Source organism: Myxococcus guangdongensis (genome assembly GCF_024198255.1).
In the GTDB taxonomy this organism is placed as follows: Bacteria; Myxococcota; Myxococcia; order Myxococcales; family Myxococcaceae; genus Myxococcus; species Myxococcus guangdongensis.
The window spans coordinates 308,516-333,333 of record NZ_JAJVKW010000009.1; the positions used below are offsets into that span (position 1 = coordinate 308,516).

Annotated in this window: 22 protein-coding genes; 8 read left to right on the forward strand and 14 right to left on the reverse strand. The window is 70.0% G+C overall.

From position 1 onward, the window contains the following. Positions 1-99 precede the first annotated feature (99 nt). Positions 100-786, forward strand: coding sequence for a DUF4097 family beta strand repeat-containing protein (locus LXT21_RS27170; RefSeq protein ID WP_254041103.1), 687 nt, complete (start codon positions 100-102; stop codon positions 784-786). A gap of 131 nt (positions 787-917) precedes the next feature. Here the strand turns inward: LXT21_RS27170 and LXT21_RS27175 are convergent, their stop codons facing one another. Genes LXT21_RS27175 through LXT21_RS27190 form a run of 4 tightly spaced genes read right to left on the reverse strand, consistent with a single transcriptional unit; the run spans position 918 to position 4,617 of the window. After that, positions 918-2,003, reverse strand: coding sequence for a quinone-dependent dihydroorotate dehydrogenase (locus LXT21_RS27175; RefSeq protein WP_254041104.1), 1,086 nt, complete (start codon positions 2,001-2,003; stop codon positions 918-920). Positions 2,004-2,012: 9 nt separating this feature from the next. After that, positions 2,013-3,008 (reverse strand): amidohydrolase family protein, encoded by a 996-nt coding sequence (locus tag LXT21_RS27180; RefSeq protein WP_046713272.1) that lies wholly within the window; start codon positions 3,006-3,008, stop codon positions 2,013-2,015. Positions 3,009-3,054: 46 nt separating this feature from the next. Then, a complete protein-coding gene (locus tag LXT21_RS27185) occupies positions 3,055-3,789 on the reverse strand; it encodes a Smr/MutS family protein (RefSeq protein ID WP_254041105.1) in 735 nt (244 codons plus the stop codon). 45 nt (positions 3,790-3,834) lie between these two features. Beyond that, positions 3,835-4,617: a TerB family tellurite resistance protein gene (locus LXT21_RS27190; protein ID WP_323395020.1), complete on the reverse strand. Its 783-nt coding sequence runs from the start codon at positions 4,615-4,617 to the stop codon at positions 3,835-3,837. Positions 4,618-4,711: 94 nt separating this feature from the next. Between LXT21_RS27190 and folD the strand changes: the two genes are divergently transcribed. Both folD and LXT21_RS27200 read left to right on the forward strand, forming a co-directional pair. After that, positions 4,712-5,575: a bifunctional methylenetetrahydrofolate dehydrogenase/methenyltetrahydrofolate cyclohydrolase FolD gene (folD, locus tag LXT21_RS27195; protein WP_254041107.1), complete on the forward strand. Its 864-nt coding sequence runs from the start codon at positions 4,712-4,714 to the stop codon at positions 5,573-5,575. Positions 5,576-5,884: 309 nt separating this feature from the next. Beyond that, a complete protein-coding gene (locus tag LXT21_RS27200; protein ID WP_254041108.1) occupies positions 5,885-7,048 on the forward strand; it encodes an esterase/lipase family protein in 1,164 nt (387 codons plus the stop codon). Here LXT21_RS27200 and LXT21_RS27205 read toward each other — a convergent pair. From LXT21_RS27205 to LXT21_RS27215, 3 genes are all read right to left on the reverse strand, one after another. Next, positions 7,027-7,662, reverse strand: a complete 636-nt coding sequence (locus tag LXT21_RS27205) for a TIGR02265 family protein (protein ID WP_254041109.1) — start codon at positions 7,660-7,662, stop codon at positions 7,027-7,029. The two genes, LXT21_RS27200 and LXT21_RS27205, sit on opposite strands and share 22 nt — an antisense overlap. Before the next feature lie 109 nt (positions 7,663-7,771). Next, positions 7,772-8,392 (reverse strand): TIGR02265 family protein, encoded by a 621-nt coding sequence (locus LXT21_RS27210; RefSeq protein WP_254041110.1) that lies wholly within the window; start codon positions 8,390-8,392, stop codon positions 7,772-7,774. 406 nt (positions 8,393-8,798) lie between these two features. After that, positions 8,799-10,025 carry an OmpA family protein gene (locus tag LXT21_RS27215; RefSeq protein ID WP_254041111.1) on the reverse strand — a complete coding sequence of 409 codons (1,227 nt, stop codon included), beginning with the start codon at positions 10,023-10,025 and terminating at the stop codon, positions 8,799-8,801. Positions 10,026-10,300: 275 nt separating this feature from the next. Between LXT21_RS27215 and LXT21_RS27220 the strand changes: the two genes are divergently transcribed. Continuing rightward, a complete protein-coding gene (locus LXT21_RS27220; protein WP_254041112.1) occupies positions 10,301-11,257 on the forward strand; it encodes an ADP-ribosylglycohydrolase family protein in 957 nt (318 codons plus the stop codon). A 405-nt stretch (positions 11,258-11,662) separates the two neighbouring features. Next, a complete protein-coding gene (locus LXT21_RS27225; protein ID WP_254041113.1) occupies positions 11,663-13,195 on the forward strand; it encodes a sensor histidine kinase in 1,533 nt (510 codons plus the stop codon). A 9-nt stretch (positions 13,196-13,204) separates the two neighbouring features. Here LXT21_RS27225 and LXT21_RS27230 read toward each other — a convergent pair whose 3' ends face one another. The 4 genes from LXT21_RS27230 to metF form a co-directional block, all read right to left on the reverse strand. Then, positions 13,205-13,726, reverse strand: a complete 522-nt coding sequence (locus LXT21_RS27230) for a hypothetical protein (protein WP_254041114.1) — start codon at positions 13,724-13,726, stop codon at positions 13,205-13,207. Between the two features lie 177 nt (positions 13,727-13,903). After that, positions 13,904-14,434, reverse strand: coding sequence for a hypothetical protein (locus LXT21_RS27235; protein ID WP_254041115.1), 531 nt, complete (start codon positions 14,432-14,434; stop codon positions 13,904-13,906). Positions 14,435-14,624: 190 nt separating this feature from the next. Continuing rightward, positions 14,625-15,047, reverse strand: a complete 423-nt coding sequence (locus LXT21_RS27240; RefSeq protein ID WP_254041116.1) for a hypothetical protein — start codon at positions 15,045-15,047, stop codon at positions 14,625-14,627. Continuing rightward, the gene (gene metF, locus LXT21_RS27245; RefSeq protein WP_254041117.1) at positions 15,044-15,916 is read right to left on the reverse strand and encodes a methylenetetrahydrofolate reductase [NAD(P)H]; all 873 of its coding nucleotides are present in this window, start codon (positions 15,914-15,916) and stop codon (positions 15,044-15,046) included. Before metF ends, LXT21_RS27240 begins: the two co-directional genes overlap by 4 nt. Positions 15,917-16,011: 95 nt before the next feature. On the opposite strand from metF, the gene gcvT reads away from it, so the two are divergent. From gcvT to gcvP, 3 genes are all read left to right on the forward strand, one after another. Continuing rightward, entirely contained in the window at positions 16,012-17,097 is a 1,086-nt protein-coding gene (gcvT, locus tag LXT21_RS27250; RefSeq protein ID WP_254041118.1) for a glycine cleavage system aminomethyltransferase GcvT, read from the forward strand. Positions 17,098-17,126: 29 nt separating this feature from the next. Further along, positions 17,127-17,519, forward strand: coding sequence for a glycine cleavage system protein GcvH (gene gcvH / locus LXT21_RS27255; protein WP_254041119.1), 393 nt, complete (start codon positions 17,127-17,129; stop codon positions 17,517-17,519). Positions 17,520-17,607: 88 nt separating this feature from the next. Next, a complete protein-coding gene (gene gcvP / locus LXT21_RS27260; protein WP_254041120.1) occupies positions 17,608-20,517 on the forward strand; it encodes an aminomethyl-transferring glycine dehydrogenase in 2,910 nt (969 codons plus the stop codon). Between the two features lie 78 nt (positions 20,518-20,595). Here the strand turns inward: gcvP and LXT21_RS27265 are convergent, their stop codons facing one another. The 3 genes from LXT21_RS27265 to LXT21_RS27275 form a co-directional block, all read right to left on the reverse strand. After that, the gene (locus LXT21_RS27265; RefSeq protein WP_254041121.1) at positions 20,596-21,531 is read right to left on the reverse strand and encodes a cation diffusion facilitator family transporter; all 936 of its coding nucleotides are present in this window, start codon (positions 21,529-21,531) and stop codon (positions 20,596-20,598) included. Positions 21,532-21,595: 64 nt separating this feature from the next. Further along, positions 21,596-22,840 carry an energy transducer TonB family protein gene (locus tag LXT21_RS27270; RefSeq protein ID WP_254041122.1) on the reverse strand — a complete coding sequence of 415 codons (1,245 nt, stop codon included), beginning with the start codon at positions 22,838-22,840 and terminating at the stop codon, positions 21,596-21,598. A gap of 121 nt (positions 22,841-22,961) precedes the next feature. Continuing rightward, positions 22,962-24,782, reverse strand: coding sequence for a SpoIID/LytB domain-containing protein (locus LXT21_RS27275; protein ID WP_254041123.1), 1,821 nt, complete (start codon positions 24,780-24,782; stop codon positions 22,962-22,964). Positions 24,783-24,818: the final 36 nt, after the last annotated feature.

Below are 24,818 nucleotides of genomic sequence, written 5' to 3' on the forward strand. Positions count from 1 at the left end.
TGTCAGACCGGCGTGGATACTTCGCGTCGTTCGCCGGCAATGGGGAGGCCGGCTCCTCCGTAGGGTGGGGTGGACCTACCCTACCTCGGAGCACCCGCCATGTTGCTGCCCCTCCTGGCCATCCTCGCCGCCGCGCCGGCGACCCAGACCTGGAAGTTCGACACGGACGGAACCCCTCAGGTTCATCTGTCCAATGTTAATGGCGCTGTTCGCGTAGATGCGGTAGACGGGAATAGTGTGGTAATCGAGGCTGTTCCGGAAAATCCAGGAGATTCCGGTCCTCGGATGGAAGTCGAGGTCACCCAGGAGGGTGACCACGTGCGGGCGAGGACGTGCTGTGGCCCCTGCGAGGAGCGGTGGCAGTCGTGCAAGGGCACGGCGGGGGCAGTGCGCTTCGTGGTGAAGGTGCCGAAGGCGTCCGAGCTGGAAGTGTCGGTGGTGAACGCGGGGGTGGTGGTGAAGGGGGTGACGGGCCCGCAGAAGCACTCCACCGTCAACGGCCGTGTGGAAGTGAACGGCTCGGAGCGACGTTTGTCGGTGAGCAGCGTTGAGGGGGAGGTGGTACTGGCTCCCCGGAAGCTCGAGGACACAGAGATCAGTACGGTGTCGGGCAACGTCCGGCTGAAGCTGCCGGAGCGAGCGGACGCGCAGGTGGAATTCAGTTCCGTGGGGGGCAGTTTCAACGGGAGCTCTGTCAGCCTCGGGTCGAAGAAGAAGACCTATGGCGCGGGCACCCACACGGTGGAAGTGAGCACTGTCGGAGGCTCGCTGTCCGTCCAGGAATAGCTTTCGAGGCCCGTCTCCAAGTCAGGCGGCCCGGGGCGCTCGCCGGTGAAACTCCAAGGCGCCGGCGAGCGCTCACTTTTTTACGCGGGGCCCCTCGTCCTCCCATGGCGGAGCGAGGGGCCCTTCGTGTTTCAGGGGGCGTCCGCGCGGTGATCCGCGCCCACCCACTGGGCGACGCTCGTGTACCCATCGCGCGCGAGCATCTGGGCCAGCGTGGGCAGGAGCCCTCGCACCATGCCCGGTCCCTCGTAGATGAAGCCCGTGTAGACCTGCACCAGGGACGCGCCCGCGCGAAGCTTCTGGACCACATCCGCGGCGCTGAAGACGCCGCCCACGCCGATGATGGGCAGCTTCCCGCCGGAGCGCTGGTACGCGCGCGCGATGACGGCGTTGGCGGCCGCCCGCACGGGGGCGCCGGACAGGCCGCCGGCCTCCTTCGCGAGCGGGTGCTCGAAGGGACGGGCCACCGTGGTGTTGGTGGCGATGAGGCCGGCGAGCTTCTGGGCCAGCGCCACGTCCACCACCTCGTCCACCGCCTCGGGCGTCAGGTCCGGGGCGATCTTGAGGAACAGCGGCTTGCCCGGCGCGACGGTGTCCAGCCGCGCCCGCACCGTGGCCAGCAGCGCCGAGAGCACCTCCGGCTCCTGCAGCTTGCGCAGGCCCGGGGTGTTGGGGGACGACGCGTTGACCACCACGTAGTCACCCAGGGGCGCGAGCGCGTCCACGCACGCGACGTAGTCCTCCGCCGCGCGCTCCAGCGGCGTGTCCTTGTTCTTGCCCAGGTTCACCCCGACGGGGCCGGGGTGCCAGGCGCGCCTTCGCAGGTGCTCGGCGGCCACGGCGGCGCCGTGGTTGTTGAAGCCCATGCGGTTGATGACGGCCTGGTGCTCCGGCAGGCGGAACAGGCGCGGCGTCGGGTTGCCGGGCTGGGGGCGGGGCGTGACGGTGCCCACCTCCACGGCGGAGAAGCCGCAGGCGAACAGGCCGTCCACCGCCTCCGCGTCCTTGTCCAGGCCCGCGGCCAGGGCCACCGGGTGGGCGAAGCGCAGCCCGGCGACCTCCACCGCGAGCGACGCTGTCGCGCCCTCCAGCGCCCGCTCCCGCAGGGACTCGCACAAGTCGCGCGAGTGTCCCAGCTGTCGCAGCCCCCAGACTCCCCACTGGTGCGCGGCTTCCGCGTCCAGCTTGAAGAGCAGCGAGCGAGTCAGTCCGTACATGCTCACGGCTCAGCCCGGGATGAACGACGCCTGACGTGCCCACGCCAGCGTCTGGTCCACCTGCTCCGGCGTGAGGATGCCGTGGCTCTCGATGAGCTCGATCTCCCGGCGCATGTCCGTCTCCAGCAGGTAGGGGCCGTCGGTGTTGATGGTGAACTTCACCTTGCGGTCCCAGAACGTCCGGACGATGTGGCGCAGCTCCTCGATGCCCTCCACCGCCTTGGTGTGCAGGTTGGAGGTGGGGCACAGCTCCAGGACGATGTCCTGCTCGCGCAGCACCTTCATCGCGTTCTCGTCATAGGCCGCGCGGATGCCATGGCCGATGCGGTGCGGCTTGAGCTTGTCCACCACGGACATGACGCCCTCGGCGCCCGTGCCCTTCGTCTCGCCGGTGTGCACCGTGCACTTCAGGCCCGCCTTGCGCGCCCGGCCGAAGAGGTCCTCGTACTGGGCCACCACCTCCGGCTTGAGCTCCATCGCGTTCGTCTCCGTGCCGGCCAGGTCGATGCCGTACACGCCGCGCGTGCGGTACTTGATGGCCTTGTCCACGAGGATGCTGTTGAGCCGGTGGTCGAACTCGCGCGCCAGGCAGAAGATGAAGCCCACCTTCACGCCGTACTCGAGCACCGCCCGGTCCATGCCGCGCAGCGCGGCGTGGATGATGTGGTCCAGGTCCAGCTCCGAGTGCAGGTTGCGCTTCATCGGGTTGAAGCGCAGCTCGATTTGCGTCACCCGGCTGCCGCGGTACTCCTTGCCGATGATCTCGTAGACGGAGCGCTCGATCGCGCTCGGCGATGACTGGATCTTCTCCGTCCAGGTGTGGAGGATCTTCAGGTAGTCATCGAGGCTCCCCACCTTGCCCGGACGGGAGGTGATGAGCTCCACGAAGTCGAAGTACGTCTTGACGGGGAGCTTGAAGCCTTGCTGATGGGCGATGGACCAGAGGATGTGGGGGGCCACCGAGCCGCCCACGTGGATGTGCAGGTCGATCAGTTCGCGTGCCATGGCGGCATGTATGCACAGTGCCGGGCGCGCGTAAAGGATACGGCCGTCACCGCCGGAGCAGCAGGTACAGCGCCCCCGTCCCACCGTCCTGCGGACGTGCGGTGCAGAACGCCAGCACCGCCGCGTTGATGCGCTTCTGCGACAGCCACGCCTTGAGCAGCTCCTTCAACACAGGCAGCTGTTGCTTGGAGTGCAAACCGCGGCCGTGGACCACGAGCACGCAGCGGCGGCGGGCGCGGCGGCTGTCGGACAGGAAACGCTCCAGCGCGGCGCGGGCCTCCAGCTGCGTCATGCCGTGCAAGTCCAGCTGGCCCTGGATGGAGAAGTCCCCGCGCCTGAGCGAGCGCAGCAGGTTGCGGTCGACGCCGGGCCCCAGGCCCTCGATGTGCTCGCCCACCTCCGCGATGTCGAACTCGCCCGGACCGCCGGCGACCAGCTCGCTCAGCTCCGCGAGCGCCTCCGCGTTCTCGTCCACCAGCTCCGGCAGGCGGGGGTTGGACTTGGGGGGCTCGCCGCGGTGGGTGATCTGCGCCACGCCGTCCATGGCGGAGAAGAAGAGGGACGCCTCGTCCTCGGGGCTCTCGTGCGCGGCCTTGCTCTTGCGCGCGGGCGCGGCGGGGGGTGGGACCTTCTTCTTGCGAGCCTCCTCCGCCGCGAGGGCCTGGGCCTCCTTCTCCTTCTTCTCCTGCTCCTGGATGCCCTTGATGGCGCTCTTGAAGGGGTTGTTCTGGAAGGCCTCTTCCTTCTTCTTGGGCGGGGGCGGCTTGCGGTGCTGGCTCATGGGGGGCTTTCTCTTCGAGTCGCTCGCGCGGGTTGTAACCCAGGGCTACAGGCCGCGCAGGCGTCGGATTTCCTCGTAGGCGTCGCGGACCTCCTGGAAGCGGCGGGCCACCTCGTCGGCGTCCTCGCCCTTCAGGTGGGCATGCTTGTCCGGGTGCAGCTCGGCCGCGAGCCGGCGGAAGGCGGTCTTCACCTCGGAGTCCGTGGCGTCGGCGGACAGCCCGAGCGCCTCGTAGTGGGGCGAGGCGTCGCCCAGGTGCAGCGCGGCGATGGCGCGCTGTTCGTCGGGGGACAGGCCCAGCGCGTCGCCCACGCGGCTGAGCACCTCGCGCTCGGAGCGCTGCAGCGCCCCGTCCACCAGGGACAGCTCGAACAGCGAGTCCAGCAGGCGCCGCCGCTCGAGTGACGGCATGGCCTCCTGGCAGGCGGCCGCGGCGTCGTCCAGGTTGGGTGGCACGGCGATGAAGTCCTTGAGGCGGCCGCGCACGAAGTCGAGCGAGTCCGGGCCGTACTTGAGGACCTCCTCGAAGTAGCGGCGGATCTCCTTCACCTCCTCGCGGCGCACCTCCCCGTCGGCGCGGGCCACCTCGACGAAGAGGGCGCACAGGCTGCGGGTGAGGTGGGCGTCGGCCTCCTCCTGCACGGAGCGCGCGTCGCGCGGAGCGTTGGGGGCGCTGAAGGACGGGTGGGCCAGAGGGGGGAAGTCCGCGAGGGCGTCGGGGGACTCGGCGGGCAGGGCGTTCATCTCGTCGAAGCGGTGCCCGACGACGCCGCCGACGACTCCGAGCAGGATGATGGCCCAGGGACTGCCGATGAGCAGCCCGACCATGAGACCTATCATCGCCCCCAGCACTTTTCCTGAGCCCATGGCCGCCGTTTACCTCCCTGCTGCCGGGGGAGTCTCTCATAGAGTGGGGCGCCCTATGGCCCAGTTGATCGATGGCAAGGCAGTGGCGGCGCGTGTCCGGGCGGAGGTGAGGGCGGAGGTGGACCGCCTCAGGGTGGAGAGGGGCCTGGTCCCCGGGCTCGCCGTCGTACGGGTAGGGGAGGACCCCGCGTCGAAGACGTACGTCACCGGCAAGAAGAAGGCGGCCGAGGAGGTGGGCTTCCTCTCCTGGGAGCACCATCGCGACTCCACCGTCTCCCAGGACGAGCTGCTCGCGCTGGTGCGCCGGCTCAACGACGACCCCGCCGTGCACGGCGTCCTCGTGCAGCTGCCCCTGCCCCGACACATCGACCCGGACGTCATCATCTCCGCGGTGCGGCCGGAGAAGGACGTGGACGGCTTCCATCCCCTCAACGCGGGCAACCTGGTCCTGGGGCGCCCGGCGACGCGCGCGTGCACGCCGCTGGGGGTGATGCGGCTGTTGGAGGAGATCGGCTGCGAGCCCTCCGGCAAGCGCGCGGTGGTGGTGGGGCGCAGCAACATCGTGGGCAAGCCCATGGCGCTGATGCTCCTGCAGCGCAACGCCACCGTCACCGTGTGCCACAGCAAGAGTGACTTGCCTTCCGAGGTCTCCCGCGCGGACATCCTCGTGGTGGCCGCGGGCGTACGGGAGCTGGTGAAGGGCGCGTGGATAAAGCCCGGCGCCGTCGTCATCGACGTGGGGATGAATCGCAAGGAGGAGGACGGCAAGCTGGTGGGGGACGTGGAGTTCCAGGCCGCCGCCGAGCGCGCCTCGTTCATCACCCCCGTGCCCGGCGGCGTGGGCCCCATGACCATCGCCATGCTCATCCGGAACACGCTCGAGGCCGCGGTGCGTGGCCTGGCTCCTTCCTCGGATTGACAGCCGGGGGGCGTCCTTTCCGCCCATGGACAGACGCAGGCGCGGTGATTGTCTCCCGGACACCGTGGCGGGACGTTTCATGCGGTCTCCGGGAGCTGACGCTCACGCGCTGGGAATGCGTGACTAACTAGGCGGGCACCCGCCGACGAGACCTCCACCCGGGCCGCGGATGTGCCCGCCCTGTCGTGTCGCACCTTGTCCCTCGGTGGGTGCCAGCCTGTTTCATCGGGGCGGGCCACGAGCGGTGCGGGAACGGGGGATGCCCGCATGGCGTCGAGCCCTCGCGTGGCGTGGGCAAGGAGTGGCGACATGAGTGTCATTCGAAGCGTGGGCCTGTGGGCCTGTGTCGGGTTCGCGGCGAGTCCCTACACGGCGTGGGCTCAGTGGGCTCCGCGCGCGCAGCGCACCCTTCATCCCGTGGTCTTCGCGCATGGCCTGGCTGGGTTCGATGACCTGGCGGGCTTCGAATACTGGGGAGACGAACTGGGGAACTTCGTGGGGGACGCGTGTGACGAGCTCCTCGAGCTGGGTTGCAATGTCTTCCTGGACCCCGGGCAGAAAGCCTTCGCCACGCAGGTCCAGCCCTTCGAGTCCTCGGAGGCTCGCGGAGAGGCATTGGCGAATGAAATCGAGAGCGTGCTGGCCACCACGGGGGCGCGACGGGTCAACATCGTGGGCCACTCCCAGGGCGGCATGGACGCGCGCAAGGCGGCGCGGGTGCTCTCCTTGCGAAAGGGCCGCCGGGTGGTGGAGGTCATGGTGAGCATCGCCTCGCCGCACCGGGGCTCGCCCGTGGCCAAGGCCGTGCTCGACACGAGCCCCACTGTCACGCAGGTGGCCAACCTCCTCGCGACCCTCTACGGCAACGGGGTTTACGAGCAGGGCAACGACCCGGTCGCCGCCATGAAGCAGCTCGTCTACGAGGACCATGACCCCCTGGATGGCGTCACCACGGGCGCGAGGGCCTTCAATGACAACAACCCCCTCGACTCGCGTTACGCGTCCCACTACGCGTCCGTGCTGACCGCGCAGCATGGGCTGAACCTCAGCCCCGCGTTCCAGACCCTCCAGCTCCTCGTCAACATCGACGGGGATGGCTATTGCCTCCATGACTGTGACAACGACGGCGCCGCGGGCAAGGGCGACGGCGTGCGCGTCGAGCGCGACGATGATGGCGTGGTGGGCATCAACTCCCAGCAGATGGGTCATCGCCTGCGCTACACCGTGTCACCGTTCGGCCTGGACACCCTCGCGCGGGATGTCAGCATCGCCCCCGTGTCGAACATCAACCTGCCGGGCGAGCCGCAGATGACCTCGCTCAACAGCGTCCTGGACCAGGACCACCTGGACGTCGTGGGCTTCGGGCCGGACCTCTTCAACGAGGCCGAGTTCTACGCGGCCCTCATCGACTACATCAGCAAGAACGAGACGCCCGCGGTGGGCGTGGCGCCTCACTCCCAGGACAGCGAGTAATCACAGTCGAGCAGCTCCAGCTCGCGGCCCTCGATGCGCACCTGTCGCGCGCCGAGGGCCTCGAGCGCCGCCTTCAGCACGCCCTGGTGATACGGCGGCGGCATGAAGTCGCCGCGCACGTGCAGACAGCCCTCGCGCTCGCCGCTCCACGACACGGTCCGCGTCCCGTAGTTGACGGACGCCGCATAGCCCCAGGGGATGTTGTCCACCAGCCTCCGAGGTGAGCCATTGGCCACGTTCAAGAGCGTGCGGCCCACCGCGGACTCGAGGAAGTCCTTCGCGGACTTCTCGCCCAACGTCATCATCGCCGCGTCGAAGCTCCCCAGGCGAGGCGCGAGCAACCCCGCCGCGCAATACGCCAGCCGAAGGAAGTCATTGACGGGGTAGAGGAAGAACGGGACGAACCTGCGCTCCTTCGTGGCGCGCGCGCAGCGCTCCCGCGTGGCCTCTCCGGCGATGGCGCGCACCACCTCCAGCGTGCCAAGGAAGAACATGCCCCGCGTCTTGTCGTGGACGGTGGCGGAGGCCAGCCTCCGCGCGAGCTGCGTGAGCGGATCCACCACCCTGCCGGGCTCGGAGCCCGCCTGCGCCGCCTCTTCCGGTTGCGTGCTCACGTCCATGTCCCGGTGGTACGCCGCCTGGTCGGGAAACCCACGCACCCCCCGGGCGGAGTTGAACGACACTTCACACCCGACGCCGCTCTTGATGAGATGGCGTCGCTTCCTACGCCCAGGACACGACGTATTCGCAATCCAGCAGGCTCAGCGGCCGTCCACGCACCCGCGCCACGCGCGTGCCCACCGCCTGCAACACCGCCAGCAACACCCCCTCGTGGTAGGTGTGCGGCATGAAGTCCCTGAACACGTTGATGCAGCCTTCCTGGTGGCCCATCCAGGTGACATGGCGCTCGCCGTACGTGACGGCCGTGCGGTAGCCCGACGGCAGGTTGTTCACGAGCCGACGCGGGTCTCCCGCCGCGAGCATCAGGAAACTGCGCCCCACCACCGAGTCCAGGAAGTCATGGGTGGCCTGCGCGCCGATGATGCGCATCGCCGTCTCGAAGCCTCCCAGCCTGGGCGCCAGGATTTCCGCCGCCGCGAAGGACATCCGCAGGAAGGCGCTGACGGGGTAGAGGAAGAACGGCACGAAGCGCCGCTCCCCGGACGCCGCCAGACACCGCGCCGCCTGCGTCTCGCCCGCCTCGCGGCGCACCACGTCGAGCACGCCCAGGAAGAACATGCCGCGCGCGCGGTCCTCGCTCGCCGCCAGTCCCAGGCGGCGCTCCAGCTCACAGCCAGGGTCCAGGACCTCCCTCTCCCGGCTCCGGAACGCAATCACTGTCATGGACTCCCCCCGTGTTGGAACTCGCGACCCGCGCCACTTCGCGCCCGGGCTGCCTCCCCTTGAAAGTGCGGCAATCCGCGTAGCCAGGAAAGCCCGCCCGGCTGGGACGCGAGTCGGTGTGCGCTGTCTTTGTGGGGACAATTGAGGGCGCCGCCAGACGGAGGCGCGCGGCGCGGCGCGTGGAGGCGGGCTCGGGGCGCGGTGACAGCCAATGCACAGCCCGCGCTGTGGGCCAGCGGTGGACTGGTGTTTTCTGGTCGTTCCTCGAAGACCACGCCTGGATGAAACGGAGGCTGGCGCGACGTGTCTCATGCAAAACGCATCCAGGGTGGACGGCGCGATGCGACAAGCCCCCCGCGCGAAGGCTCGCGCGAGGGGCCTGGGCTCCCTGGGAGGGGAGGGGGCTTCAGCGGCTCAGGACCTGGACCTCGATGCGACGGTTCATGTCGCGACCCTGCGCCGTGTCATTGGACGCCACCGGCTGTCCGGAGCCCACCGCGGCCACGTCCACGCGGTTGGCGGCGATGCCATCCGCGACGAGCGCCGAGCGCACCGACTCCGCGCGCTGCTGCGCCAGCTGCCGGTTGATGTTCGCGTCGCCGGTGGAGTCGGTATGCCCTTCGATGCGCACGCGCGCGTTGGGCTTCTCGCGCAGCACGGAGGCCAGCTGCCCCACGCTCGCGTCGCTCTGCGGCGTCAGGCGCGCGGAGCCCTCCTCGAAGCCCACGCCAGCGAGCACGAAGCTCTTCGCGCCCCCCTCGATGGCCTGGCGCATCGTCTGCGCGTCCCGGGCGATGGTCGGCGTGCTCATGCCCGCGCTGCCCGCGCCGCCCACGCCGGTGTCCACCTCTCGCGACGGGGCGGGCTGGGCCGGCCGGGCCGGCTGGGTGACGCTGGCCTGTTGACGGCGGGGCTCGTCGCGCCGCGAGCGGGTGAGGAACCACCCGGCCAGCAGCGCGAGCAGCGCCACCGGGATGACCCAGCCCAGGTTGCGCTTCTTGGGCTCCTCATGGTGCACCGGCACCCGCTCGATGGGCTGCTGCCGGCGCACCGTCTCCACGGTGGGGATGGAGCGCGTCTCCTGGACCTCCTCGACGACGCGAGGCCCCGCGCCGCCCATGCCCAGGATGCTGCCCAGCCCCGCGGGCAGCGCCGCGGCGAGCATGGAGCGCTGGCCGCCCAACAGCTGCGACAGGCCGGAGGCGCCCATGCGGTTGTCGCGCACGTGCTTGCCGATGACCCCCATCAAGATGGGCGCCACCATGGCCATCATGCCCGTGGCGGATTTGCTGTTGCTCAGGCCGCCCGTGCGACCCAGCGCGCTGGTGACGGCCCCCAGCTTGTCGCCGAACAGCCCGCTGAGCATGCCCTGGCCGCGCTCGGCCATGTCCGGCGCGAAGACGTCCTCGTTGCCCGCGTTGGGCCCCGTGAAGCCGCCCTCGTTGAGCTGCGACAGGAGCCGCTGCGCGCCGCCCTCGGTGGCGCCTCGCTCCGCCACGCTCCCGCCAATCGCGGCGATGGCGCCCGGCAGGGCCCGGCCCAGCGACATCGGGTCCTCACCCAGCGAGGACCCCATCTTCTGCATCACGTTGCCCGTGAAACGCTCACGCACCATGTCGATGAGGTTGAACATGTGATTTCTCCTCCGCTTCGTTCGGCACCAGTCGCCCCGGTGCGGGGAGTCGCTCTCGGACGGCTGGAGCCTCGGGCTCCGGTGCGAACGACTCTTCAGGGAACGAAGGTGCGGAGCGCCTCCGAAGGGCACATCGCCCCGCTGTCCCGCTCGGACGCGGAGGCCGCCGCCCGTCCGGCCGCATGCGTCCATCGGGAGGAGCGGCCCGACGAGGCTTGACGCCGGGAGGGCTCGGCGGGAGCGTCAGCGTCCTGTCGGTTCGAGGGAGGACGAGCGTGCCATCGCGTGAGGAGCGGCTGGAGGGGGGGCTCTGGGGGTTGCTCGTGGGAGATGCCCTGGGGGTGCCGTACGAGTTCCACGCCCCCGAGGCGATTCCCCCGGAGCGGGACATCGAGTTCGCGCCCCCCGAGGGCTTCCACCGCGCGCACCCGGGCGTGCCCGCGGGGACCTGGTCGGATGACGGCGCCCATGCGCTGTGCCTGTTGGATTCATTGCTCTGGAATGGCCGCCTGGACCTCGAGGACCTGGGCCGGCGGATGGTGAACTGGCGCGAGTGGGGCTACCTGGCCGTGGACGGACAGGTCTTCGACGTGGGCATCCAGACCGACCGGGCCCTGGCCATGTTTCGCGCCGGCGTCCCCGCCACCAGCGCCGGCCCCTCGGGCGTCCAGGACAATGGCAACGGCTCATTGATGCGGGTGTTGCCGCTGGCGCTGTGGCACCGGGGCAGTGACGCACAGCTCGTCTCGGACGCGATGCTCCAGTCCTTGGTGACACATGGCCACGTGCGGGCACGCGTGTGTTGTGCTGTGTACTGTCTTTGGGCCCGCCGCGCGCTCGAGGGCGCCGCGCGCCCCTGGGACGAGGCCGTGTCGGGTTTCCGCGCGTTGTATCCGGAGGGCAGCGAGGCGCGCGAGGAGCTGGACGGCGCCATCCTCCCGCTCGGCGCCGAGGACACGCCGGGCCGGGGCACCGGCTATGTGGTGGATTGCCTGCGCTCGGCGCGCGACTGCGTGGCCACGGGCGGCGACTATGAAGGGGTGGTCCGGAGCGCCATCCGCCTGGGCCATGACACCGACACCACGGCCGCGGTGGCGGGCGGAATCGCGGGCGTGCTCGGAGGCGTGCGGGCCATTCCGTCGCGGTGGCGCCTGGCCATGCGGGGCACGCAGCTGGTGGAGCCGCTGCTGCGCAAGCTGCTGGCGCACGACGCGAGCCCCAGGCCGGACTGAAACCACGGGCTCCACTCCGCCCACCCCCCCGGGGGCGGAGCGGAGCCCTGAACCAACGCCAGCCGTCGGCGGGACCTCGGGCCCGGGTTGGAATCGGACTCCGACTCCGACCGGCTTCGAGCCGGGTCCTCCGCCAGCACCACGCGCGGATGATATGGCCAGGGTGATTTCCTGCAACTCGATTCAAATCGGGATTGCGGGGATGGGTGGACGTCTGGCGTTGGAATTGTACCTGGGTACAATGCCTGTCATTGCGCTCGGCCGGCCACATGGTCCCGTGGCACGACGGGTATGTTGTCGGTATCACACCCAGTCTAAGCGGAAATAACTGTATTGCCGGATAGGCGGGGCGCGTTAAGATGGCGCGGATCCTGAGGGGCCAGTACGGCCGGGGTGAGCCTGAGGATGGCGACCAATCTTGAAGTGGAATCGCTCGTGGGCCGGGCGACGTCAGCGCATGCGGGCAAGCGGGAGTCCCGCTCGTGTCCGGCCGTGCCGACGACGGAGTCCGGACGGCTGGCCTCGTTGTCGTCCGATGGGGCGATGGCGACGCGTGCGCGAGCGCTGGTGGCGGAGTACCTGGCCGCGGTGCGGGCCCGCGCGGACCGGCTGTGTCTGGGGTTGATGGTGGGCCAATGGCTCTTCGCGCTCGGCCTCGCGTGGGTGACGTCCATGCCCTCGTGGGGACCGGCGCCCCACCTGTCGCCCGATCCCCTGTGGGGGGCGGTGCTGTTGGGTGGGCCTCTGTCCATCATCCCGGTGACGCTGGCGTTCCTGCGGCCGGGCGCCGTGGTGACGCGGCAGGTGATGGCGGTGACGCAGGTGTTGTGGTCCGTGCTGCTCGTGCACCTGTCGGGCGGGAGGCTGGAGACGTACTTCCATGTCTTCGGCTCGCTGGCGCTCTTGAGCTTCTACCGGGACATCCACGTGCTGGTGACGGCGGGGGTGACGGCGGTGGTGGTGCACGTGGCGCGCAGCATCGGGTGGCCGGAGCCGGGGGCGGCCTTCGCGGGGGGGCCGTCGTGGAGCGCGCTGGAGCTGACGTTCTGGGTGGGCCTGGTGGATGGGGTGCTGGTGCTCGCGTGCCGGGGCGTGCTGCGGGAGATGACGCGCGTGGCGGAGCGGCAGGTGCTGTTGGAGCGGGCGTGCGAGCGGGAGCGGCAGGAGCGGGTGCGGTTGGTGGAGCACAGCGGCCGGGAGCTGCGCGACTCGCGTGAGCGGGTGGCCCGGATGGAGAAGCTCGCGACGGTGGGACAGCTGACGGCCACGGTGAGCCACGAGCTGCGAAACCCCCTGGCCGCGGCGCGCACGGCGAACGCGGCGGTGGTGCGGCGGCTGCGCAACGTGGGCGGCGCGCAGGAGGACGAGCGGCTCCAGCGCTTCCTGGGCATCATCGAGCGGGAGCTGTCCGTCTGCGCCAGCCTCACGTCGGAGATGCTGGAGCTGGTGCGGGACAGGCCGCTGGTGCTCCAGCCGTGCTCGCTGCACGGGTTGGTGGAGGAGGTCATCGACCTGGTCCCCGCGCGCGAGGCGGTGCGCGTGGTCAACCACGTGTCCGCGGGCCTGGAGCCGCCCTGGGTGGACCGGGAGCTCTTGCGCAAGGTGCTCATCAACCTGGTGCAGAACGCGGTGGAGTCCATGCCGCGAGGCCGCGAGGGCAAAGTGGAGGTCTCCGCGGAGATGGCCAGCGGGTGTGCCTTCCACATCCGCGTGGCCGACAACGGGGATGGGATTCCGGCGAGCGTGCTCGAGCGCATCTTCGAGCCGCTCTTCACCACCAAGGAGCACGGCACCGGCCTGGGCCTGACGGTGGTCTCCTCCACCCTCCGGCAGCACGGCGGCACGCTCCGGGTGGAGAGCCGCGAGGGGGAGGGCAGCGTCTTCACCGTCAGCCTGCCGGGGACACGGGCGGCGAGCGGTGTCGCCTGCCCGTCGTGAGGCCCCGGCTCAGAACAGCCGGGTGAGGCGCAGCGTCGTCGGGCCGGACAGCGCGTTGAGGCCCGAATAGAGGCACGGCGCCAGGTCCATGGGCGACAGTGCATACGTCATCACCACCGCGTCACCCTGGAAGCGGCCCTCCGTCACCATTCCGATGGAGACGAAGGCGCGCGTCCCTTCGACGACGTGGATGCCGGCGCCCTGGACGGAGAAGGTGGAGCTGGAGCCGTCGTTCCACGTCACGCTGGCCCGGGTGGGGCCCAGGTTGGACACGCAGCTGGTGGTCAGCTCGGATTGGGCCGTGAGCTGTCCGGCGTTGACGAGCGGCTCCCGCGAGAGGCACTCGCCGTAGCTCGACTCGTTCGAATAGGAGACATCCCGGTTCGACAACCTGAGCCCGGGGTCCCACGCCTGGCGGGCCGTGCCGGTGCAGACCAGGTCGATCATCCCCATCTGGGCCCCCGCGGGGCCAGCCAGCAGGGTGAGCGCGAACAGCAGGGGAGACAGGCGCGACGGACGGTTCGACTTCATGGGGTGGCTCCGTGGACTTCGGGGTGACGCGGAGGACCCGGTCCGAGTCCTCCGCCCCTGCCCGCGGACGCTGCGGGCACCTGGGAGGAGTGATGTCCCTCCGGGTGCCGCACCAGTCCGGCCGCCAGTCTCATGCGCGCGTCGGAATCCGACGGCGCACCGACGCGGCCGGCGCCGTTACTGCTGGACCTTGGTGAAGACCAGGGTGCTCGTGCCCGACAGCTGCGTCAGGCCCAGCGGCGTCAGGCACCCGGAGAACTGGGTGCTGGCGTACGAGTGGGTGAGCACGACCAGGTCGCCGATGAACCGCCCCGCGATGACCGTGCCGAGCGAGGCGCTGACCTGCAGCCCCGCCACCGGATACGAGCCGACACCGAACATCGTGAACGTCGAGAACGTCCCGTCGCTCCATTGGACGGTGGACTGGGCGGTGTCTCCGCCGGCCAGACAGCTGGCGTAGGTCAGCCCGTCGGTGGTGATGCTCCCCCCGAGGATGGTGGGTTCCGCCGACGAGCAGACGGTGTACGTCGCCAGGGTCGTGTGACGGGCGCTCGTCGGCAGCACCTTGATTCCAGGCGTCCACGTCTGCTTCACGTTGCCCGTGCAGTTCACGTCCGTCAGCCCGAACTGGGCGGAGGCGGGCGTCGCATGCAGGACGAGGGTGGTCAGCAGGGCGGGCAGAAGGGACAACAGCAGGCGTGGCGTCATGTGCACTCCATGAGGCAGGGGCTGACCGGGTCATCCAGTCAGTCCGTCCCCGCCGCGTTGAAGCCGTGAGCCGCGAGTCGGGGGCCCGAATGAGTGCTGTCAGGGGCGGCGTGGGACCACCCCGAACCAAGGTGCCATCCGTCTGTCGCTTTCCTCCCGTCGTCTCCAGCCAGGGGACGACGGGGGCGCTTCAGCTCCGGAACGCCTCACGCACGCCGTCGCGTCGCAGCGTGAAGAGCATCCAGATGGCCACCGGCACGCCGACCACGCACGCCGGCGACAGGATGTAGAGCGCGGTGATTCCGCCCACCGTGGCCAGCCCGTAGCCCTTGAGGTTCATCGCGCTCATCGCGCCCCACGCGGAGAGCACGCCGCAGAGGATGCCCACCACCAGCATCAGCGCCAGCGACCAGCTCAGCTCCAGCGTCGTCGCGGGCGCGCCGGCGGGGACCAGCGGGGACGTCACGTGCATCGCGGCCAGCGCGAAGCCCGCCAGGTTGAAGAAGACGTTCAGCACCCCGGTGCACAACAGGAAGAAGGCTGGGGCCCGGATGATCTCCACGACCTTGAAGCGCGGATCATCCGGGGGAAGATGGAGGCCAGGACCACTCATAGATGGGCTCGCAGGGCGCTCACGATCATCCGCGTCGCCGGGGACTTGTTGAGCGTGTAGAAGTGGATGCCGGGCACGCCGCGCGACAACAGCTCCATGCACTGCACCGTGGCGTGCGCCACGCCCAGCTGCACCAGCGCGTCTGGCTGGTCCTTCACCCGCTCCAACTGGAGCCCCAGGCGCATGGGCACCGTGGCTCCGCACATGCGCGTGAAGCGCTGCACCTGCTCGTAGTTGGTGATGGGCATGATGCCGGGGACGATGGGGATGTTGATGCCCGCGCGGCGGGCCCGCTCCACGAAGTCGAAGTAGAACGCGTTGTCGAAGAAGAGCTGCGTCACGACGAAGTCCAGCCCCGCGTCGACCTTCGCCTTCAGATGACGCAGGTCGTCGTCACGGGAGGCCGTCTCCACGTGGCCCTCCGGATAGCACGCGCCCCCCAGGCAGAAGTTGAAATCCTCTTCTCGGATGAATCGCACCAGCTCCGACGCATAGGAGAAGCCGCCCTCGGTGGGCTGGAAGGTCGTCTGGCCCTGGGGCGGGTCCCCGCGCAGCACCAGCACGTTGTCCAGCTTCGCGTCGGCCAGGCGCTGGAGCACGTCCCGCAGCTCGCCCTGGGTGTGCCCCACGCACGTCAGGTGGGCCATCGCCTCGATGCCCGTCTGCTGCTTGATGCGGGTGACCAGCTCCAGCGTCCTGTCGCGGGTGCTGCCGCCGGCCCCGTACGTGACGGACACGAACCCCGGCTCCAGGGGCGCCAGGTCCTCCAGCGTCCGGAGCAGGTTGGCCACCCCCTCGTCCGTCTTCGGGGGGAAGAACTCGAAGGAGAAGCAAGGGTTGGACGGATTCAACCGATTACGAATCTTCATGTCGGACTCAGTGTAGACGTTCCGCGTCGGCCTTGATCGGCGAAGGTGCGCGGCTATAGTCCGCGCCGTTTTCATCCCCCCTTCAGGAGAAGCCGATGACCCGGCGTACGCCGCTCAACGAGGCCCACCGCGCGCTGGGCGCTCGGATGGTGGACTTCGCGGGCTGGGACATGCCCGTGCAGTATTCCTCTGTCATCGCCGAGCACGAGGCGGTGCGCAACGCCGTCGGCCTCTTCGACGTGTCGCACATGGGCGAGGTGGAGTTCAAAGGCCCTGGCGCGCTGGAGACGGTCAACGGCCTCATCTCCAATGACCTCGCCCGCATCGCGGACGGCCAGGCGGTCTACGCGGGCCTGCTCAACGAGCAGGGAGGCTTCGTCGACGACGTCGTCGCCTACCGCTTCAGCCCCGAGCGCATCCTCATCTGCGTCAACGCCAGCAACCGCGAGAAGGACTTCGCGTGGATGAAGGCGCACGCGCGCGGCGTCACCCCCGTGGACCGGAGCGACGACTACGCGCAGATCGCCGTGCAGGGCCCCAAGGCCGTGGGCCTGGTGCAGCGGCTCACCAAGACGGACGTGTCCCAGGTGGGCACCTACCGCTTCGCGGAGGGCGAGGTCGCGGGCAAGCGCGCCATCATCTCCCGCACCGGCTACACGGGTGAGGACGGCTTCGAGCTGTACTGCGCCCCGGGTGACGCGGCGGCCCTGTGGAGCGCGCTGCTCACGGAAGGCCAGCAGGACGGCGTCAAGGCGTGCGGCCTGGGCGCGCGCGACAGCCTGCGCACGGAGATGAAGTACGCGCTCTACGGCAACGACATCGACGATGCCCACACCGCGCTGGAGGCGGGCCTGGGGTGGATCGTCAAGCTGGACAAGGCGGGCGGCTTCATCGGCAAGGACGCGCTGGTGGCCCAGAAGGCCGCGGGCGTGAAGCGCAAGCTGGTGGGCTTCGAGCTGACCGGCGCCGGCATCCCCCGCCACGGCTACCCCATCAAGAAGGACGGCAACCTGGTGGGCGAGACCACCAGCGGCACCATGGGCCCCACGGTGAAGAAGCCCATCGGCATCGGCTACGTGCCCACGGAGCTGTCCGCCGAGGGCTCCACGTTCGACGTGGAGATCCGCGGCCGCGCCGTGCCCGCCGTCGTCGTCAAGACGCCCTTCCTCAAGAAGTCCTGAACCCTTCAGCCCCTCTCCAGGAGCACCCCATGTCCGACGCGAACATCCCCGGCGACCTGAAGTACACCGCAGAGCACGAGTGGGCCCGCATCCAGGGCAACAAGGTGGTGGTCGGCATCACCCACCACGCCCAGCAGACGCTCGGCGACGTGGTCTACGTGGAGCTGCCCAAGACGGGCGCCAAGGTGGCCAAGGGTGAGCCCTTCGGCACCGTCGAGTCCGTGAAGGCCGTCTCCGAGCTGTTCAGCCCCCTGTCCGGCACCATCACCAAGGTCAACGAGGAGCTCACCGAAGGCCCGGAGACGCTCAACGAGGACCCGTACGGTGAGGGGTGGATCATCGAGCTCGAGCTCTCGGACAGCAGCCAGCTGGGCGAGCTGCTGGACGCCGCCGCCTACGCCGAGCTGCTCAAGAACGCCTGAGAGGGAAACGCCGAGCGGCCGTTGTTAGTGACGGTCCTCGAATTTTCCGACTCGGATGTCTTCGAGTCGCCAGCGAGTCACCACCGCCATGTCCCTGAACTGGAAGTACCAGGAGTCGTTCGCCGGCCGGCACATCGGTCCGGATGAGCAGGAGCTGAAGCAGATGCTGTCCGCGCTGGGCGTGGACTCGCTCGATGCCTTCATCGACCAGACCGTGCCCCCGGCCATCCGCTCCAAGGAGCCGCTGCGGCTGGGGCTGGCGCGCGGAGAGCACGACCTGCTCGCGCAACTGGAGACCCTCGCCGCGAAGAACCAGGTGTTCCGGTCCTACATCGGCATGGGCTACCACGACACGCACACGCCCAACGTCATCCTGCGCAACATCTTCCAGAACCCGGGCTGGTACACGCAGTACACGCCCTATCAGGCGGAGATCGCCCAGGGCCGGCTGGAGGCGCTGCTCAACTTCCAGACGGTGGTGATGGACCTGACGGGGCTGGAGGTCGCCAACGCGTCGCTGCTCGACGAGGGCACCGCCGCCGCGGAGGCGATGTCGCTGGCCCTGCACGTCAAGGGCGAGGACGCGGGCGTCGCCTTCTTCATCTCCGAGGCGTGCCACCCGCAGACGGTGGACGTCGTTCGCACCCGCGCCGAGCCGCTGGGCGTCGAAATCGTCGTGGGTGACCACCGCACGGTGGACCTGACGGCGAAGAAGTACGTGGGCGCGCTGGTGCAGTACCCGGCCACGGACGGCGCGGTGGTGGACTACCGCGCGTTCGGTGAGAAGGTGCACGCGGCGGGCGGCCTGCTCATCGTCGCCGCGGACCTGCTCAGCCTCACGCTGTTGACGCCGCCGGGCGAGTTCGGCGCGGACGTGGCGGTGGGCAGCGCGCAGCGCTTCGGCGTGCCCATGGGGTACGGCGGTCCGCACGCGGGCTACTTCGCGACGAAGAACGCGTACACCCGCGTGATGCCGGGCCGGCTCATCGGCGTGTCCGAGGACGCGCAGGGCCGGCGCGCGCTGCGCATGGCGCTGCAGACGCGCGAGCAGCACATCCGCCGCGAGAAGGCGACGAGCAACATCTGCACCGCGCAGGTGCTGCTGGCCGTCATCGCCAGCATGTACGCCGTCTACCACGGGCCCAAGGGGCTCAAGGCCATCGCCGAGCGCGTGCACGGGCTGACGGTGGTGCTGGCGCGGGGGCTGGCGAAGCTGGGCCTGAAGACGCGGCACGAGCAGTACTTCGACACGCTGTGCGTGGAGCTGACGGCGCCGCAGGTGCGCGCGGTGCTGGCGGCGGCCGAGTCGGCGCGGATGAACTTCCGTCGCATCGACGAGAAGACGCTGGGCGTGACCCTGGACGAGACGACGCGCGCGTCCGACGTGGAGGCCATCCTCACCGCCTTCGCCACCGGCGCGGGCAAGGCCTCCCAGGTGCCGTCGCTGGACGAGGTGGGCGCGAACGTGGAGACCTCCATCTCCCCGGAGCTGCGCCGCCAGAGCGCGTTCCTCACGCACGGCGTCTTCAACAGCTACCACTCCGAGACGGAGATGCTGCGCTACATCCGGCGGCTCGAGGCCAAGGACCTGTCCTTGACGCACTCGATGATTCCGCTGGGCAGCTGCACCATGAAGCTCAACGCCACCGCGGAGATGATTCCGGTGACGTGGCCGCAGTTCGGCCGACTGCACCCGTTCGCGCCCACCTCGCAGGCGGCCGGCTACAAGGTCATCTTCGAGCAGTTGGAGCAGATGCTCTCCGCCATCACCGGCTTCGCGGGCTGCTCGCTGCAGCCCAACGCCGGCAGCCAGGGCGAGTACGCGGGCCTGCTGGTCATCCGCGCGTACCACCAGGGCCGGGGCCAGGGGCACCGCGACGTGTGCCTCATCCCGTCCTCCGCGCACGGCACCAACCCGGCCTCCGCCGTCATGGCCGGCTACAAGGTCGTCGTCACGAAGTGCGATGAGAACGGCAACATCGACGTGGCGGACCTGCGCGCCCGCGCCGAGGAGCACAAGGACAAGCTGGCGGCGCTGATGGTGACGTACCCGTCCACGCACGGCGTGTTCGAGGAGGAGATCAAGGAGATCTGCTCCATCATCCACGAGCGCGGCGGCCAGGTTTACATGGACGGCGCCAACCTCAACGCGCAGGTGGGGCTCACCGCGCCGGGCCTCGTGGGCGCGGACGTCTGCCACATCAACCTGCACAAGACGTTCTGCATCCCGCACGGCGGCGGCGGCCCGGGCATGGGGCCCATCTGCGTGGCCAGCCACCTGGTGAAGCACCTGCCGGGGCACCCGGTCATCCAGACGGGCGGCTCGGACGGCATCGGCGCCATCTCCGCGGCCCCGTGGGGCAGCGCGAGCATCCTGCTCATCTCCTGGGTGTACATCTCGATGATGGGCGGCGAGGGCCTCACGCGCGCCACGAAGCTGGCCATCCTCAACGCCAACTACATCGCCGAGCGGCTCCAGCCGCACTTCCCGGTGCTGTACCGCGGCAAGCGGGGCAGGGTGGCGCACGAGTGCATCGTCGACCTGCGTCCGCTGAAGAAGACCTCCGGTGTGGAGGTGGAGGACGTGGCCAAGCGGTTGATGGACTACGGCTTCCACGCGCCGACGGTGTCCTTCCCCGTGGCGGGCACGCTGATGATCGAACCGACGGAGAGCGAGTCCCGCGCGGAGCTGGACCGCTTCTGCGACGCGATGATCGCCATCCGTCAGGAGATTCGCGACGTGGAGGAGGGGCGCATGCCCAAGGACAACAACGTCCTGAAGAACGCGCCCCACACCGCTCGCGTCATCACCGGTCCGGAGTGGAACCGTCCGTACTCTCGCGAGCTCGCCGTGTTCCCGGCGGCGTGGGTGCGCGAGAACAAGTTCTGGCCGTCCGTGGGCCGCCTCAACAACGTGCTCGGTGACCGCAAGCTCGTGTGCTCGTGCCCTCCCATCGAGGACTACATGACGCCCGAGCCCAAGCCCGCCGTCGCCTGACGCGGGCCCTCGAGGCTCGAGCGACACCGAAGGGCCGTCTCCCTCAGCGGGAGGCGGCCCTTGTCGCTGGCGTCGTCTTCAGTGGGACTCGGTGGCCTCGGCCCGCGCGTGCGCCATCGCGCCGTGCTCGGGCTCCACGTGCACCACCACGTCCACCACCTGGGGATACGCGGTGTGGAGCGTGCGCTCCACCAGGTCCGCCACCTCGTGGGCCTGGGCGGTGGTGAGGTTCGGGTCCACCTCGATTTTGAGGTCCACGTAGACGCTCTCCTCCATGCCCCGGCTGCGCACGTCGCGGCAGCTGCGCACGCCCGCAACGCCCATGGTGTGCTGCGCCACCTGCGCGGGGTCCAACCGCGCCGTGTCGGAGAGAATCCCCACCGCCTGCCGGACGATGCCGTAGGCCACCCACGCGACGAAGACCATGACGCCCAGCGCGATGACGCCATCCGCCTTCGGGAAGCCCAGCGCCACCAGTCCCAGCGACGCGAGCACCGCGAGCGAGACCCAGACGTCGGACATCGTGTGGCTCGCGTCCGCCATCAGCAGGCTGCTCTGGTACTTGCGCCCGTAGTGGCTCTCCACGCGCGTCACCGTGATGTTGACCACGAGCGTGAGCCCCATCACCACGGCCATCGCGGGCGTCACCTGCGCGTGCACGTCATGCAGGAGCGAGTCGAGCGCCATGCGCCCCAGCTCCAACATGCCGATGCCAATCATCGCGCCAATGCCCAGCGACGCGAGCGCCTCGAACTTGCCGTGCCCGTAGGGGTGGTCCGCGTCCGCGGGCCGCGAGGCCACGCCCATGGCGACCAGCCCCAGCACGTTGGAGCCCCCGTCGATGAAGGAGTGCAGCCCATCCGCCGTCACCGCGGCGGACTGGCTCAGGAGCCCGAAGACGAGCTTCGCGCCCGCCACCACCCAGTTGGCCACGAGGATGGCGAGCAGCACCGCGCGGATGCGTTGGCTGCGATGCTGGAGCGCGGCGCTGCGGTCGGCGTGTGTCGAGTCCACGGCGCGGCACCGTAGTGGGAACCGCGCGCGGGCGCGAGGACCTGCGGCGGTGTGCCGGGCGTCTTCAGTTGGGTTGACGGAACAGCCGCATGCGCGGGCCGCCACCCATCTCCAGGAAGAAGCCGAACTCGAAGCGCACCCGGGAGTCGTCGCCCAACAGCCCGGGCGGCGGGTTGGGGAAGGGCTGCGCGCGCTGGAACGAGGACACCGCCTCCATGTCCAGGAAGTCCAGGCCGCTGCTCTTCTGCACCTGGATGTCGGTGATGCGGCCCTTCTCGTCGAGCGTGATTTCCAGCAGCGTGTGCCGGTCTCGACCGGAGTACGTGCGGCCCGTCGGGTCCCGACGCATCAGCGACTCATTCGGCTTCCAGTGCATGCCCACGCTCTGCTTCACGCGGTTGAAGAAGCTGGCGTACTTCCACTCGCGCGAGTTGAGCAGGGTGCCATCTCCCTCCTCCACGTCCCTCAAGTGGTCATTGGGCGCGGCGCCCAGCACCTTGTCCATGGCCGCGCGCGACGGCATCAGCGCGGAGATGCCCGGCGAGCCCACGCGCCCCGCGGAGCCTTCTTCCTCTCCGCCCGTGCCGGGCTGGATGCGCAGCCGCTTCGAGTTGCCCGTCAGCTCGTCGCTCTCGTTCTGGTTGTTCACCGCGACTCCACCCGGCGTGGTGGGGTCCGACTTCACCTTCACCTCGTTCTTCTTGTGGATGTCGGGGAGCTCGAACGCGAACTTCTGTCCGCCCTCGGCCAGGGGACGGTCGTCGTTGCCCATGCCGTTGTTGCCGGCGATGCGCGGCGCCGTGGGCTCCGCGTCCGCGCCGTCCTGCTTCTGGGGCGCGGTGCGCTGGGGCATGGCGTTGCGATAGAAGGGCGTCTGCTCGCGGGCCCGCGTCTCCTTGTCGACGCGGTTGTTGTGCTCGGCCAGGTACTTGGCGTCCGGGGCCTCCTGCTCGTTGCCCGGCGCCAGGTCCACCACCTGTCCCTGCGGGCGCGTCTCCGGCTTCTTCTCCTCCGGCTTCTTCTCCTCGACGCGCGGACGGCTGGACAGGTTGGGCTGCGTCTTGGTGTTCGCCGGGCCCCGGTTCTTCGCCCACTGGGATTCCGTCATCGGCCGGACGGCCACGGAGGTGGGGGGGCGGGTGACGGCCTTGCGCTCACGGGGCGTCACCGGGAGTGTCCCGGTGAACAGGACGACGGCCAGGTAGCCGCCGTGCACCAGCAACGCGAGCGCCACCGCGGCGACCAGGCGCCACGGAGAGGCTCGCCGCCGCTTGCGGCGCCAGTCTGTCGGAGAAGAACCCGTGCTCACGGCGCGATGATAAACCTCCGGGCCCGCTGCCTAGTCCCGTCCCGTTCGCGGCAGAACAGGTGGACGAGGAGGGACATTCGCGAAACGTGCACGGTTCCCCGGGCGCGCCCCTTTTTCGAGCTCAGTAGATAGGGGCGACTTCAGCACCATTGAAGTAGTGGCGGAGGATGTCCTGGTAGCGATGTCCGGCCTCGGCACGGCCGATGGCGCCAGTCTGACACATCCCTACTCCGTGGCCCCAGCCGCCGCCACGGAAAAGCCAGTGGGTGGGCCGGCCCTCGGCGTCCCGCTCGGCGTCCACCAGGGCCATGCTGCTGTTGAGCATCCCGAAGAGGCGCCGGATGTTCAGCTCTCCACGCACCTGCGTGGCCCCCTTGTCACCGGACAGTGTCAGCACGCGTGCCCGGCCGGACACGCCCCGCTCGGTCAGCTCCATCGCCTGCACGCGGCCCACGCCCAGCCGGGCCACCAGCGCGTCCACCTGGGCCGCCGTGAAGCGCTTCTCCCAGCGGAACTTGCTCGGCTGCGCGAAGCTGGACACCCGGCAGGCGGCCCGGACGTCGGACGTGGCCAGCCACGCGGACAGCCGGGACGGGGAGGGGCCCGAGGCCGTGGGCTCGAGGATGTCCGGACGTCCCCGGAGGCTCGGGTCCGGCGGGCCGCCCCAGACGATGTCGTTGTCCTCCGTGTGGCCGCCGCACACCGCGCTGTAGACGGAGTCCACCAGCCGGCCATCCGCGCTGAAGAGCGCCTCGCCCCGGGTGGCCTCCACCGCGGCGGTGGTGCTGACCGCCTCGCCCGTGCGTCCCCGGTACACCGCGCAGTGCTGCTCCGAGCAGAGCAGGTACGGGTCCGCCAGGTGCTTGATGCCCACCTTCGCGAGCACCTCGCCGCGCGCGGTGACGGCCTGGGCCTTGAGCGCCTCGGAGTGGGCGCGCGCGAAGATCTCCGCGGGCACCAGGCCCTTGAGCAGGTCCTCCAGGGGCACCACGTTGACCACCGCGAGCAGGCCCGCGCGGTCCACGGCGAACTGGAGCGAGCCCCGGAACGTGCGGTCCTCGAAGCCGTGGAAGTCGTAGCCCACGCCGAACTCCACCTGGCGCACGTCGAAGCCCGCGCCGTCCGGCGTCTCCGTGTCCAGCCGGTCCTGCGCCAGCCCCACCACCGCGCCGGACTCGTCGCGCACCTCGAGGATGCCGCGCCCCGGCGTCCTCGCTTCCTCGAACAGCGTCGTGCGCACGCCGAACGTGCGCAGCAGCTCCGCCTGTCGCGCCGCCGCCTCCTCGGGCGTGAGCGTCTCGTCGACGAGCAGCAGCGTGCGCCGGTTGTCGATGACCTTGCCCGCGATGCCGTACACCGCGCCCAGCACGTGCGTGCGCACCGCGAGGCCCCGCGCCTTCCACTCCTCCTGCGCCGCCGCCAGGCCCTCCTTGTCCGCGAAGCGATGCTCGCTCAGCTGCACCCGCGCGGACAGCACCGCGGGCTCCGCCTGCGTCACGCGCACCGTCCACCGCGTGCCCGCCGCGGCGTCCAGCACCTTGTCCTCCGGTCCACCGAAGCGCATCCGCATCCGCCCGCGAGGGGAGAACGTCGCCTCGCGCCGGCCCTCCATGAGGCGGATGGGCAGCCGGGGCTCGCCGCCTCGGAAGTCCAGGCGCTTGAGCTCGCCGGGGCCGGGCAGTCCCTGTGACAGCGCATCGGTGAGCGAAGGGGAAGGGGGGGACTCCACGCCCGCGTCCGCGGCCCCCGCGTCCACGGACGGCTCCGTGCCCGCGTCGACGGGCACCTCCTGGCGCTCGTCCGCTCGCCCCTCCACCGGGGTGGTGGGCCGGGTCGGCGGCTTGGGGCTCGCGCAGGTGGCGAGCAGCAGGGCGGAGAGCAGGAGCGGGACGGCGGTGCGCACGGGGGGCGTCACCGTACCCGTCAGTCCGGGGCGTGTCACGGACCGGACGCCCGTGAGCCCGTCCGGGTCCACTTG

Coding starts and splice junctions, on each gene's coding strand:
- LXT21_RS27190 (WP_323395020.1), bottom strand. CDS start 4,617: ATGGTCGGGCTGCTCATCGGCAGTCCCTGGGCCATCATCCTGCTCGGA.
- LXT21_RS27240 (WP_254041116.1), bottom strand. CDS start 15,047: ATGAGTGGTCCTGGCCTCCATCTTCCCCCGGATGATCCGCGCTTCAAG.
- LXT21_RS27175 (WP_254041104.1), bottom strand. CDS start 2,003: ATGTACGGACTGACTCGCTCGCTGCTCTTCAAGCTGGACGCGGAAGCC.
- LXT21_RS27210 (WP_254041110.1), bottom strand. CDS start 8,392: ATGACAGTGATTGCGTTCCGGAGCCGGGAGAGGGAGGTCCTGGACCCT.
- LXT21_RS27185 (WP_254041105.1), bottom strand. CDS start 3,789: ATGAGCCAGCACCGCAAGCCGCCCCCGCCCAAGAAGAAGGAAGAGGCC.
- LXT21_RS27200 (WP_254041108.1), top strand. CDS start 5,885: ATGAGTGTCATTCGAAGCGTGGGCCTGTGGGCCTGTGTCGGGTTCGCG.
- LXT21_RS27170 (WP_254041103.1), top strand. CDS start 100: ATGTTGCTGCCCCTCCTGGCCATCCTCGCCGCCGCGCCGGCGACCCAG.
- LXT21_RS27225 (WP_254041113.1), top strand. CDS start 11,663: ATGGCGACCAATCTTGAAGTGGAATCGCTCGTGGGCCGGGCGACGTCA.
- LXT21_RS27230 (WP_254041114.1), bottom strand. CDS start 13,726: ATGAAGTCGAACCGTCCGTCGCGCCTGTCTCCCCTGCTGTTCGCGCTC.
- gcvT (WP_254041118.1), top strand. CDS start 16,012: ATGACCCGGCGTACGCCGCTCAACGAGGCCCACCGCGCGCTGGGCGCT.
- gcvH (WP_254041119.1), top strand. CDS start 17,127: ATGTCCGACGCGAACATCCCCGGCGACCTGAAGTACACCGCAGAGCAC.
- folD (WP_254041107.1), top strand. CDS start 4,712: ATGGCCCAGTTGATCGATGGCAAGGCAGTGGCGGCGCGTGTCCGGGCG.
- LXT21_RS27180 (WP_046713272.1), bottom strand. CDS start 3,008: ATGGCACGCGAACTGATCGACCTGCACATCCACGTGGGCGGCTCGGTG.
- gcvP (WP_254041120.1), top strand. CDS start 17,608: ATGTCCCTGAACTGGAAGTACCAGGAGTCGTTCGCCGGCCGGCACATC.
- LXT21_RS27235 (WP_254041115.1), bottom strand. CDS start 14,434: ATGACGCCACGCCTGCTGTTGTCCCTTCTGCCCGCCCTGCTGACCACC.
- LXT21_RS27215 (WP_254041111.1), bottom strand. CDS start 10,025: ATGTTCAACCTCATCGACATGGTGCGTGAGCGTTTCACGGGCAACGTG.
- metF (WP_254041117.1), bottom strand. CDS start 15,916: ATGAAGATTCGTAATCGGTTGAATCCGTCCAACCCTTGCTTCTCCTTC.